General features: G+C 56.6%; 10 protein-coding genes. 1 reads left to right on the top strand and 9 read right to left on the bottom strand.

Annotated elements, in window-relative coordinates:
* Window positions 1-13 precede the first annotated feature (13 nt).
* The 9 genes from U9R25_00570 to U9R25_00530 all read right to left on the bottom strand — a co-directional run bounded on the left by U9R25_00570 (window position 14) and on the right by U9R25_00530 (window position 10,594).
* Complete coding sequence (locus U9R25_00570; GenBank protein ID MEA3334373.1) at window positions 14-1,480, bottom strand: tyrosine phenol-lyase; 1,467 nt, start codon at window positions 1,478-1,480, stop codon at window positions 14-16.
* Between the two features lie 84 nt (window positions 1,481-1,564).
* Window positions 1,565-2,605, bottom strand: a complete 1,041-nt coding sequence (locus tag U9R25_00565) for an alcohol dehydrogenase catalytic domain-containing protein (GenBank protein MEA3334372.1) — start codon at window positions 2,603-2,605, stop codon at window positions 1,565-1,567.
* 179 nt (window positions 2,606-2,784) lie between these two features.
* A complete protein-coding gene (locus U9R25_00560) occupies window positions 2,785-3,378 on the bottom strand; it encodes an SIS domain-containing protein (GenBank protein MEA3334371.1) in 594 nt (197 codons plus the stop codon).
* Window positions 3,365-4,315, bottom strand: a complete 951-nt coding sequence (locus tag U9R25_00555; GenBank protein ID MEA3334370.1) for a sugar phosphate isomerase/epimerase family protein — start codon at window positions 4,313-4,315, stop codon at window positions 3,365-3,367. The genes U9R25_00560 and U9R25_00555 overlap by 14 nt, the downstream gene beginning before the upstream one ends.
* Window positions 4,316-4,407: 92 nt before the next feature.
* The gene (locus U9R25_00550; GenBank protein MEA3334369.1) at window positions 4,408-5,436 is read right to left on the bottom strand and encodes a zinc-binding dehydrogenase; all 1,029 of its coding nucleotides are present in this window, start codon (window positions 5,434-5,436) and stop codon (window positions 4,408-4,410) included.
* Window positions 5,437-5,487: 51 nt separating this feature from the next.
* The gene (locus U9R25_00545) at window positions 5,488-6,993 is read right to left on the bottom strand and encodes an FGGY-family carbohydrate kinase (GenBank protein ID MEA3334368.1); all 1,506 of its coding nucleotides are present in this window, start codon (window positions 6,991-6,993) and stop codon (window positions 5,488-5,490) included.
* 111 nt (window positions 6,994-7,104) lie between these two features.
* Window positions 7,105-8,754, bottom strand: coding sequence for an AarF/UbiB family protein (locus U9R25_00540; protein ID MEA3334367.1), 1,650 nt, complete (start codon window positions 8,752-8,754; stop codon window positions 7,105-7,107).
* Window positions 8,755-8,775: 21 nt separating this feature from the next.
* Window positions 8,776-9,861: a squalene/phytoene synthase family protein gene (locus U9R25_00535; GenBank protein MEA3334366.1), complete on the bottom strand. Its 1,086-nt coding sequence runs from the start codon at window positions 9,859-9,861 to the stop codon at window positions 8,776-8,778.
* Between the two features lie 184 nt (window positions 9,862-10,045).
* The gene (locus U9R25_00530) at window positions 10,046-10,594 is read right to left on the bottom strand and encodes a dual specificity protein phosphatase (protein ID MEA3334365.1); all 549 of its coding nucleotides are present in this window, start codon (window positions 10,592-10,594) and stop codon (window positions 10,046-10,048) included.
* Between the two features lie 314 nt (window positions 10,595-10,908).
* Here U9R25_00530 and U9R25_00525 point away from each other — a divergent pair, with 314 nt between their 5' ends.
* Window positions 10,909-12,882 (top strand): hypothetical protein, encoded by a 1,974-nt coding sequence (locus tag U9R25_00525; GenBank protein MEA3334364.1) that lies wholly within the window; start codon window positions 10,909-10,911, stop codon window positions 12,880-12,882.
* Window positions 12,883-12,885: the final 3 nt, after the last annotated feature.

Raw genomic sequence — 12,885 nt, 5'->3', positions numbered from 1 at the left:
GCCTTCGTGACGGCTAAGCCGGTGCCAGGACCTCATCTTTGGTGCCGGCCTGGATCGTCGGCGGAGCAATGGGCTCGAACCTGGCCTGGAAGAAGCGCAGGTATTCGGGTTCATAAACCATCGTCATGCCGGTGGTATGCTTGCGGGCATCGAAAACTGCCTTGACCGCCTCAGCAGTTACATCCATGTGTGCCTGCGTGTAAACGCGACGAGGAATAGTCAGGCGCACCAGTTCCAACGCCGGATAGCGATGGTCGCCAGTCTGCGGATCGCGACCGGCACTAACATTCCCCCGCTCCATCGATCTGACACCGGAATCGAGGTACAACTGAGCCGCCAGGGTTTGCGCGGGAAATCGATCCTGCGCAATGTGGGGATAAATGCGTTTAGCGTCCAAAAAAACGGCATGTCCGCCAACAGGCTGAACGATGGGAATTCCCCAATCGATCAGAAGACCACCCAGATAACGGACCTGGCCGATGCGAGCCTGCATGTGGTCATCCTGCACCGACTCCCGGATGCCGATCGCCAGGGCTTCCATATCGCGGCCCGCCATGCCGCCGTAGGTATGGAGTCCCTCATAGATCACCACCATGTTGCGGGCCCGGTCAAAGACCTCGTGATCGTTGACCGCCAGCCAGCCGCCGATGTTGACCAGGTTGTCCTTCTTGGCGCTCATCCAGGCGCCATCGGTAAAGCTACAAAACTCCTTGAGGATGGCGGCGATTGGCTTGTCGGAGTAACCTGATTCCCGCTCCTGGATGAAAAAGCAGTTCTCGGCCATGCGCGTCGCGTCCAGGTAGATGCGAATATCATGGTTGTCGCACAGCTCGCGCAGCGCCCTCACATTGGCCATGCTCACCGGTTGCCCCCCGGCCATATTGACGGTTCCGGCCAGACTGACGTAGGGGATCTTCTCGGCGCCAACTCGTTCGATGAGGGCTTTGAGCTTGTCCATGTCAACATTTCCCTTGAAGGGATGCAAACTGCTCGGGTCATGGGCCTCGTCGATGATGACGTCCACGAAGGTGCCTCCCGCTAACTCCTGGTGCAGGCGCGTGGTGGTAAAATACATGTTGCCTGGAATAAAGTCTCCTGGTTGAATCAGCGCCTTACTGATCAGATGCTCCGCCCCTCGTCCCTGATGAGTAGGCACAATGTAGGCATACCCGTAGGTCGACTGAATGGCGTCTTCCAGGTGATAGAAATTGCGGCTGCCGGCGTAGGCCTCGTCGCCCAGCATCAGTCCCGCCCACTGGCGATCACTCATGGCACTGGTGCCGCTGTCGGTGAGCAAATCGATATATACCTGATCCGATCGCAACAGGAAGGTATTGTAACCCGCATCCTCGATGGCCTGCTGCCGAACGCTGCGCGATGGAATGCTGATTGGCTCTACCATTTTAATCTTCCAGGGCTCTGCCCAGGAACGCCGGCCGTACTGCTGGCCCATGGTTTGGGGAATTGTTTGATCACTCATGTTCTCACCTCATTGTGAATTCTGATTGCCCGGTCCGTTTCGTCAAGGGAACAACTGTTCGTGGACTCCCGCTGTCATCATAGGTTACGGAGTGACGATAACCTTCAGCCCCCCGCCACTGGCTGCTTTTTCGAAAGCCTCACCGACCTGTTCCAACGGCATGGTATGGGTGATCAATCGTTCGGCCGCAATGACCTTTCGGTGAAGCAAGTTCAAAGCCGACTCATGCATGGTGGGATGATAGGAAAAGGCACCCACCACGATCTGTTCGCCATAGTGGATTCTATTGCCATCCAGGGTCGTCATAGGATTGGCCTTGGGCAGGCCACCGAATAGAACGATCTGGCCAGCCTTCCGGGTCAGTTCTACCGCCTGGGTCTGGGTCGCAGCGATAGGGTTTGCACAGACCGTGATGCTTGCTCCCAGGCCATCGGTCCAGTCCCTGACAAAGGCTACCAGGTCCTCGTTGAAAGGATCGACCACAGCATCAGGCTCGAAACGCTGTACAATTTCCCGTCGGTTCTCGCTGGGCTCGGAAACAACTACCTGGGCACCGCGCGCCTTGGCCACCGAAATGTGAAGACAGCCGATGGGACCGGCGCCCATGACAACCACTACATCGTCCAGACTGGTACCTGCATTGTGATGTGAAGCCAGAACCGAGGAGAGCGTCTCGGCCAGCGCGCCCTCGGGATAGGACATTCCATCGGGCATGTGGTGTACAATGCCCCGCGCCAGGATCTCGCCCGTCAGGACCATCTTTTCGGCGAATCCACCTGGATAACCGGGCGTGATTCCAACCAGCCGCAGGTTGTCGCACAGGTTGTACAACCCCCGATGGCAATAGTAGCAACGATCGCAGTGAATATCCGGCGCAATCGCCAGTCGATCTCCCGGGGTATAACCTAGCACATCCTTGCCAACCGCGAGCACCTGCCCGGCCACCTCATGTCCCGGTATGATAGCATCGACACCGACCGGCGGGCCTTCTTTCCATCGCCGGATATCGGAACCGCAGACACCACACGCCTTGACCTCCATCAGCAGCCCGTCATCCGGCACTACGGGATCTGGGATATCCTTTACAACAAACTCCCGTGCTCCTACCAAGAATGCAGCATTCACCTTTTTTGACTCCTTGAATAATCGTCAGGTCGTTGACAGCAGAATCCCCAGGCATTCAGCGGGTCCGACCATCGACACTCGCACCTGGGGATACTCAACGGAATAACAGCCAAGTTGTGACCTTCTGCCAGTCATCACGGTATTTGTCCCTCGATGATCATGAAGGAAGTAAAACCAGCTCAGCGAACCAACTCCGAAGTGGCGCCACTGGGATGAGTCTGCACCAGCGTGCGCAGGTCGAAATCGCGCATACGCTTGGCCGCCAACGTCAGTGCGTCGCCGACCACACCGTTGGCCAGAGAGCTGCCAAAGGGCAGCACTCCTTCACCCTCGCCTCGCTCATCGGGGCGGACAAGCAGCACAAGATCACTCATTTGGCCCAATGGAGAATCGGGCTCCCACGTCCAGGCCATTGCCTTGGCTCCCCGCTCCCTGGCAACTCGGATGAACTCGTTGAGTTCGGCACTCTTGCCAGCCTTGGAGAAGGCGATAACCAGATCGCCATCGGTGATCATGGCGGATGGACCGTGCAACGCCTCACCTGGATGCTGGTAAAAGGCCGGCATCCCACAAGTCGCCAGCAGGTGTGCCAGCCGGCGGGCCATCGCACCAGAGGTACCTGCTCCGCTGACCAGGATGTTTCCCGGGCACTCGGCGACCATCACCACGGCTTTGACAAAGGACTCGTCAAGCTGATCGGCCAATTCGGTCAATACTTCGCCCTCGGCCCGAACCTGATTTCGAGCCAATTCGAGGATTTCATTGCTTTCCACTGGGAATATCTCCTCCATATTCAAAGTTGATTGAGTGTCTATCGGGTAGACTGTAACCGTTGGGGAACTCAGGACTAATCTGATAACAGGCGATACGCTCCGCGAACTTCAGGTATTCAATGCCATCTCTGGCAGCAGTGTCGGGATCAGGAATCATCGGTGCGCTTTCGATGGTGCAATAGCCGTCATATCCTGTCTTCAACAGAGCCCGCATCACCGCCTTGAAATCGGTTTTTCCGTAGCCAGGGGTCAGTGAGTTGGAATCGCGGAAGTGCATGTGCCATAGCAAGGGTTGGGCATCGATGACCGCCTCGTAGGGATTCAGCTCCTCCAGATTGACATGAAACCAATCCAGCTGGATGCCGATGTTGTCGCGGCCGGTCAGGGCGATCATGCGCTTGTGGTTCAGCGCCGTATTGACGAACTTTCCCATCTCAAGATGGTTGGTAGCCTCAAACACCAGGTTGACATTGCGCATGCGCGCGTAATCCGCGGCACGCTGCAGCGCATCGATGGCAATTGCCGTGGCGTCCGTCACGTTTTCCCGTGTAATCTGATCGTGAATGGCCACGGCAATGGTAACGAACGGCGCGTCCAGTTCTGCGGCAAAATCGATGGTCGAACGAGTCTCGGCAACGGCCAGATCGGCCGTCTTTTTTTCGGTCAACGTCTTGTAGTTGGGCGTGTAGGGATCCCACATCTCGCCCCAGCATTCGTTGATACAGGAAACCTGTAGCCCGAAGTCGGCCTTGAGCTGTTTGTGGGTCTCAACGTAATCCTCCATGGAAACACCGAGCCCATAGCGGCCCTTGGGAGGACAAATCTCGATGGCGTCATAGCCCAAACGCTGGAGTCGTCGATAGGTCCGTTCCGGATGAAGATACGCCTCCTCCTGGCCAAACGTAAGCTGAAAGTAACTGTATTTCAGACCTGTCATGATCGATTTCCTTGATTATTGTCGATTATCATTGGTTGAGCGGGGCAATTCAGCCGGTGCAACATTAATTCGAGAATGACCGCCACAGCTCTCTATGACTCGGTGCCATCCCAGTCGACTCCGTTGGGATGCAACAGAACTTTCAGATTCTCCTTGGCCCGCAGGCTGGCGAAGGCATCCGCCCAATCCTCCAGCTCAAAGTGCGCGGTAATTACTGGCTCAAAGTCGAACAGCCCGCGCTCCAGCAGGTCAACGGCCCGTTCCCAGGTCTCCTGGCCATTCCAGCTCCAGCTGCCGCGAATATCCAATTGCCCCAGGCTAACCTGGTCCAGGTTGATATTGATCTCCCTGCCCCACAGGCTGATAAAGACAACCACACCCTTGCCACCCGGTCCCTCGTAAGCCTTGCGGGCGCAATCGATGGCATGCTGCACGCCCGTAGCACTGGCCGAGCATTCCAGAACAAACTCAGCGCCCTTGCCGCCTGTAATGTCCATCACGGCCTCGTGGGGATTCTCCTCAGAATAGAGCGTGTAATCGGCCCCCACCTGTTTGCCAATATTCAGCCGCATGTCATCGCTCTTCAACCCGATCAGGAATACCCGCCGCGCGCCGCAGATCCTGGCATACTGGGTCGCCACAATGCCCATGGGGCCCGGGCCAACGATCACGACGTCATCACCGACCCTGACCTGGGCTCGTTCCTGAATCAGATGGTGCGTCGCCACGATCAGTTCGGTCATCGCGGCATCTCTGAGGGCAACATTTTCGGACACGCGGTAGATCACATGCTCGGGCACTCGCATGTAGGGAGCCATGGCACCGTCGATGGTCACACCAAGCCAGTCACCGTCGCCGCACTCGATATCGGCAACGAACTTATCGCCCTGCTTGACCCGGCTGACGTTTCTGCCGACATCATAGGCGATTCCGGAGAATTCGTGCCCCTGCGTGACAGGCGCACGGTAGAAGTGTTTGTCCTCCTCGATCAACAGGTCACTGCCGCAGATGCCTGCAGCATAGACCTTCATGAGAACATCGTTCGGTCCGATTTCCGGCATGGGAACATCGGTCAATTCGACCTGCCCGACTCCAGTTGCCGTCTTTCTCACTGCCTTCATGGGGTAACTCCTGGAAAACCAGACAAAAAAGAAAAGATAGGTCGATGATCTCTACAATCGATGGCTGATGGATGCCACGGCCGGGTAGACTTCCCCGTAGAGAGCATAAAGCCGATCGTAACGCTCAACCATCTGCGGGTCGGGCTCGAATCGGCGATCCAATACCAACAGATCTTCGGATGCGCTGGCGGCGCTGGCAAAACAACCCACCGCAGCCCCAGCCAGCAGCGCGGCGCCCCAACAGGCGGCTTCCGTGATTCGAGGGACGACGACCGGAATACCGGTGATGTCAGCCTTCAGTTGCAACCAGAGATCGGATCGGGCGCCGCCACCGATCGCGCGCAGCTCGTCGATCGCTACGCCACCTTCTTTGAGCAGATCGAGGTTCAATCGCAGCTCGTAGGTCAAGCCCTCCAGGATGGCTTTCGCCAGGTCCTGTTTGTCGGTCTTGAAGGTCAAGCCCAGGATTGCGCCCTTGGACGCGGTGTCGAAGGTGGGAGTGCCGCTGCCGGCAAAATGGGGCAACACCAGTAACTCCGTCGGCTCAGGCGATACCGCCTGCAGGAGCAAATCGTAAGCATCGCCACCGGACGCTTGCGCCTCCCTGATTTCTTCCTGGCCTAACGTGTCACGAAACCAGCGAAGCAATATGCCACCGCTGTGGTTGAGCGTCATGGCAAGATAGAGATCGGGAGCAGTGTGAGCGTACACGGAGATGTTGCCCCGCAAGAGGGTGTCGTTCAGGACCGGCGACCCCATGGCAACTTCCACCACCTCGGCCGTCCCGGTAGAATCCATGGCCAGCCCTGACCTGATCAGGCCGACGCCCAGCGCTCCACAGGCCTGATCATGGCCACCGGTCACCACCAGGGGAGCGGCAGGGAGACCAAGAGCCTGCGCGAGCTTATCGCGCATAGGACCGACGGCAATCCCCGATGGTTTCACGGTAGCCAACCGTTCGGGGGAAAGATCGAGGGCAGACAGTATCTCTTCGCTCCAACGGTCCTGCGGAATATCAAAGAGCTGAGTGCGGCTTGCCAGGCAGCGACTGATCACTGCCTGGCCCGTCATCTTGCCCATGAGGAAATCCTCGTAAAGCAGAAAACGATCCGCTTTGGCCCAAAGCTCAGGCTCATTTTCTTTCAGCCACAGGAGTTTGGGCAGCGTATTGACCGTATGGATCGGCATGCCGGTGCGTTCGAACAAGCAGGCCGCGCCGAAGCGCTCTCTCAACCAGTCGTTCTGGGGATCGGTTCGGGTGTCCATGCCCAGGATGGCCGGTCGCATGGCCTGTCCGGCCGCGTCAACCGGCATGACCGCTTCACCCTGCACCGAGAGTCCCAGAGCAGTGATGTCATAGTTCGCGCTGGCGGAAAATGCCTCCCGCAGGGACTCTTGAGCCAGTCCCCAAACGGACTCAGGGTCCTGTTCAGCCCAGTTTGGATGAGGAAACTCCACCGGGTACTCGCGGCTGGCCGCCGCCAGGATGGTGCCGTCCTGGTCAAAAACCACTGACTTGCAGCCGGTCGTTCCGATATCCAAACCGACGAATTGCATGCACCCGCCTCCTTCGATTCAGATCATGCTCAAAATGGCGTCGGAATACCACTCGTGGTTGAAAGGTCTGTGAAGTGCATGGTGGCTGCCCTGGTTTGCGGCGTCCGGTCATCACTTTCGAATGAGATCAACGCCGGCAGACATGAAGGCCAGTACAATGAGGCCACCCCAAATGATGGGACTGACATCACCGAGAGCCATGATGGCTGCAGCGATCACGAGGCCTACGCCAAAGATCGTGCCAAGCGCATCAGTGAGAGGCCCGGACTCCTTTGTCTTGAACCGGGACTCAAGAAACTCCAGGCCCTGGTTGATTACCAGCGGTGATCGCTGCATCACTTCGATCAACTCCGGTAGCACCAGAAGACTATCCTTGGCGATTTGCACGATGTTCAGCCTGTGGAAGATGATTTGACGGACGTGCTTCCTGGAAACATCGGTGACATTGACGTCTGGTACGAGCTGATTGCCGACACCTTCCACGGTGATCAACGCTTTGACCATCAAAATGATCTCGCCCGGATACACAATCCGGTATTTTCCTGCCAACAGAACCGATTCAAGTATGAGTTGTCCCAGGGAAAACTCGTGGAAGGTTGGTGTTCGCAACCAGCGGGTGCTGAGATCCTCAACCGCCCGGCGGAAACCTGCAACGTCGCTCCCTCTTCCCGCTTGCGCCATGGCAGTCAGGTACCTGGCGGCGTCGGCAGGGTTCTCCTGGGCCAACGAGTACATGTAATAAAGCATCAGTCGCTGAGTGGCCCTGTCGAAACGCCCCACCATGCCCATGTCGATGAAGCCAACAGAGGCGTCCTCGAATATGATCAAGTTGCCTGGATGCAGGTCGGCATGAAAGAAGGCGTCGCGGAAAATCATCTCAATGATCGCCTGGACCCCGAGATCGACAACCTTTCGACTCTCCTGATCGTTCAACTGAACAGCCGTTTCGGCGTTGGGCATTCGGCCCTCAAAAAACTCCATGCAGAGCACATCGCGGTTGCTGAACTCACGATAGATTTCGGGGAAACGGATGTCTGGCTCTTCGCTGAAGTTGGCCGAAAAAACCTCCGCATTGGTCGCCTCGTTGCGAAGATCGACCTCCAGCAAGGTATATCGGGAGAATTCGTTGATGAGCTGGGCAGGTTGGAAACGGGAAAGAAACAACTGAAGCCACCAACCATAAAAACGCAGCAGCTTGGTGTCCATCTCGACGGTTTCCCGCACACCTGGCTTAAGCACCTTGAGCGCCACATCCTCGCCCGTTTTTAGCCAGGCCCGGTGAGTCTGGGCAAGTGAAGCAGATCCCAACGGCTCAGGGTCGATCGAAGCGAACATTTCTTCGACGGGGCGATCGAGGTCCTCCTCGATTATCAGGACATATCGATCAAAGGACACTGCGGGGAGTTCAGTGAGCAGATTCTTCAATTCGTCGGTCAATGCCTTCGGCAGAAGGTCCTCTCGCAGGCTCAGAATCTGGCCCAATTTGATATAAGTGGGTCCCATCCTCTCAAGGCGAACGCGAAACTGTTCGTTAAAGGGCTGCTGCACCAGGTTCCGATCGACAAAAGGCCAGCCAATGAAAAGATAAAATCGCAGAAGCAGAACCTTGAGCGCCCGCGCCGTGCCCGCTGCCTTTCTCTCCTGTACGTAGGAATAGCTGTATCCATAAAAAAGACCGGACAGCTGGCCCAGCGTTTGAAAGTAACGCCGCACCAATCCCTTTGGAGTTTGATAATATTCGAAACCAATGTCGTTGGTCAAACCGGCACCTGCTGAATCAGCTTACAGACGCCCAGGGGCAGGAACGGCTGCGCCAAAGGCAGCGGCAACCGCCGTCTCCATCCGCTGGCTGTAACGTCGAACAGCCTCATTATCGGCAATCATGGATTTGGCATCCCACTTGCATTTTGCCATGGTCGTGCGAGAAATCTTGATCTGATGTTTCTCCGTAAACAGTTTGTCCTGCCTTTTCGCTGCCAGCAAAAGTGTTTGGTAGGCTGGAAGCAGACATAGCAGCGCGGCCATACGATATCCGGAAGCGCTGTATGGCAGTGAAACGAGATAACGGGTGGCGTCGCGAAGCTCTTGCATGACATCGTCAAGCACCTGATACTTCCACGCCACCGGGGCTCCCGCCAGGCGTAATGGGCTATAGCCGGTCTGTCGTAGCCATTGATCGGGAAGGTAGGAAACACCCCGTTCCAGATCCTTGACGAAATCCTTGACGATATTGGTCTTTTGCAGACTGCGTCCACAGGCCTCGGCGTTATCGAAAAGCAGGGTCGCAACGTCATCTGGAAACTGGTAATGGGAGATCGCCAGTTCCGTGGCCATTTGCCCGACCGTCCCGGCAACATAATAGCAGTAACCATTATAGTCCTCTGCGTCGGCCAGCATCGACACACCATCATGGTCGATCAGCCGAGGCACCAAATCAGGATCTTCAACGCGACACATGCCATCTGCCATCGTCCCAGCCCATTTGGCTATCGACGCTCTTTCGCTTTCGGGTATGGCCGCGTAGATCTTCCACAGTGGCGCACCGTACTGCGTTCCCATCATGGCCACCTCTTCGATCGTCAAGCCTGGCCAGGATTCCTGATCCCAGACAGCCAGGATCTCTCGGGCCGATTCAGGATGGGAAAGCAGTTGGTGGAATTCGCTAAAACGCTGCTGCTGCCAGTAAAACGGGTGGGTGCAGTCTTCGATGTTATCGACAACCCGGCAGATAAGATAGGCGGTGGCAAAATAGTCATCAAGCGGTGGTTCAAGATTTGGCACCACGATGGCGAAGGAACGAGACACGCCGTTCATAGAGGATTGCAGATACAACCGCTCTTGTTCCAGAATCACAAAGTCCTCACTCATACTTGCATACTTACCTCTTGTTTACTTCCCACTGTACTGTGAATAGCCGCTCTGGCCGGTCTTTGCGAAGCACCCCGCAGCGCCAGCGAAGTGGGCCCGACCGTGCCAGCCTGCATTTTCATCGTTGCTGGTGTGCCAACGATCATGTTGACTTGTCTACTTGTTTCCTTGTTTACTTCTCTACTTATTTACTTCCCCCTTGCTGCTGCGTCTCCATCCATCCCTCTAAAACCTGGCGATGTCGCGACTGCAACTTGGTCAGGGAGCGTTTGGTCTTCAACAGCTCATTGGCCTGGTCGAAGGTCATGCCCTCTTCACGCATCAGATAGGCGGCCAGCAGGGTCGCAGACCGACCCCGGCCTTTCGCGCAGTGAACCAGAACAACCCGATCATCCTCCACCTGGGATTTGATCCAATCGACCGCCTCGCTAAGGATTTTCTCGTCCGGTATCGAAACATCGGGCACCAGGTAGCGCACGTGGGTAATGTCGTGCTGATCATAAAAGAAGGTTTCATCGGCCCGTTCGGCCCGTACGTTTAGCACGGCGCTGATACCATACTCCAGCAGTACCTGGTAGTCACGTTTGTAGGTGGGCGCGCCACCCAACCAGAGCTGTGGCGTGATCTGGCTGAACCAGACGTGACCCATGACCCTTTCGTAAAAGAAACGGATAGCAGGATATGATTTGTCGAACAGCCGATGAAAAAGGCTGAGATCAGAGGGCTCACTCATTTTCCTTGAGGGCATCCTTGAGTTGCTGCGCTTGCTCCTCCGAGAGGGTAGTGGAAAACTGCCCTCGCCGGTTAGGGGAGGTTGGATGGATTCGGAACGCCACAAATTATACCACACCGAAGGATGATCAATGGAATAGCAGCCAGAGACATGAAGCGAATCCGGTTTTGGCGACCAACTCCGTATGAGCAATGAGCCGCATCGACGGCGACATCAATCTGACCTGGACAAAGAGCTCGCGATATGATATAGTGGAAGTGGTCATACCTCCTACCACATCAGCTGCCGATCTCCACAGTTTGGAGCCATGCCCTATGCGCCTCCCTCGAAATGTGCTTCGCTACGGTGCCCAGGATTCTCTTCCCGAGAAGGTTTCATTGCGCGCCGGCCCCCTGGCCCTAATCTATCAAGCCGGCGATCTGCGCTACGTGCGGCTGGGTGACCAGGAGATCCTGCGCAGGGTGTATGTCGCCGTGCGAGACAAAAACTGGGGCACGGTCGCACCGGTGCTGACCAACGAACGCCTCGAAATCGATGGCGACCGCTTCCAGATCACCTACGACGCCCACAACCGGGAGGGCGGCATCGACTTCCGCTGGCATGGAGTGATCACGGGCGCGCCGGATGGCACGATCACCTTCAGCATGGATGGACAGGCCCATTCCACATTTCTTCGCAGCCGGATCGGCTTCTGCGTTCTGCATCCGATGAGGTGCGCCGGCGCCCTTTGCCAGATAGAACACGTTGATGGCACCACAGACGACAGCGCTTTTCCGATGTCCATCGCCCCCCAACTGATTGTCGACGGCCAGGTGAAACCGCTTCACCCATTCGAGGAAATGAGAGCCGTGAAGCACCAGGTCCAAGCGAATCTGTGGGCCGGGCTACGGTTTGAGGGTGATATCTTCGAGATGGAGGATCAGCGCAATTGGACCGACGCCTCCTTCAAGACATATAGTACGCCCCTTCGCTTGCCCTTCCCGGTCGAAGTCTCCAAGGGCACCAGGATTTTTCAAAGGATATCACTGGCCCTGGAGGGCAATGTTCCGCTGCAGGCTCAGTCCGCCGGGCAGTCTGCCGTGACGATCTCGCTTGGCAAAGACGCCGGCAGGCGTCTGCCGCGGGTCGGGCTGGGAATCGCAAGCCACGGAATGCCTCTGACAGAAAATGAACTGGAGCGTTTAGCGGCTCTCAACCTTGCCCATCTTCGGGTAGGAGTAAGGCTTTCACATTCGGGTTACCAATCCAAGTTACGGCAGGCCATTGCAGAAGCCAGGCAACTCGATGTAGCACTGGAGATTGCCCTCTTTCTCTCCAACAACGCTCAGAAAGAACTTACGGAATTTGCACGGATCCTCCAGAATTTGAAGCCGCCCGTCTGGGCCTGGCTCATCTTCCATGATGATGAGGCTGCCACGTCGAACAGATGGGTCGGATTGGCTCGTGACCGACTGGCAACTTATGATCCGACAGCCCGCTTCGGCGCGGGAACCAACCAGTTCTTCACCCAGCTGAACCAGGTGCGTCCACAAATGCAAGCATCTGATTTGGCCTGTTATTCGGTCAATCCACAGGTCCACGCCTTCGACAATTCTTCCCTGATGGAGACATTGGCAGCCCAGGCAGCTACGGTCAAAAGTGCTCAACAGATCACAGGCAACCTGCCCATTGCTGTTACACCAGTGACACTAAAGATGCGCTTCAATCCCTATGCCAGCGAACCGGAAGAGCAGAGGCCCACCGGCCAACTGCCTGCCGAAGTGGATGAGCGACAGATGTCCCTCTTTGGCGCAGGCTGGACCCTGGGCAGCCTGAAATTCCTCGCGGAGGCCGGCGCTCTGAGCACGACCTACTTCGAGACTGTCGGGTGGCGAGGGGTAATGGAGACACAAGCGGGTTCGCCTCTTCCAGAGTATTTTCAATCGATCCCCGGCTCCGTATTTCCTGTGTATCACGTATTGGCTGATGTAGGCGAGTTCGCCGGCGGAGAGGTAATCCCGACGGAATCCCGCAACCCTCTTCTTGTGGATTCACTTGCAATGCGCTATGGCAACAGGGTCAGGGTGCTGGTCGCCAACCTGAGCAATGAAATGCAGCAGGTAGCCACCTCCGGATTACCCGGGAGGGTCGACGTCAGAGTCCTGGATGAAACCAATGGCGAGGAGGCGATGCGATTCCCTGAAACCTTCCGCCTGAGCGACGGAGAAGTCACCGAAACCTCTGCGGGCACGTTGACTCTGAATCTCCGACCTTACGCCATCGCCCGGATCGATTCCATCGAAAAATGAGAT

This window comes from Chloroflexota bacterium, from assembly GCA_034717495.1.
Taxonomy (GTDB): Bacteria; Chloroflexota; Anaerolineae; order JAAEKA01; family JAAEKA01; genus JAYELL01.
Note: the sequence above shows the minus strand (reverse complement) of the source record. Positions and strands in the feature narration are given on the sequence as shown.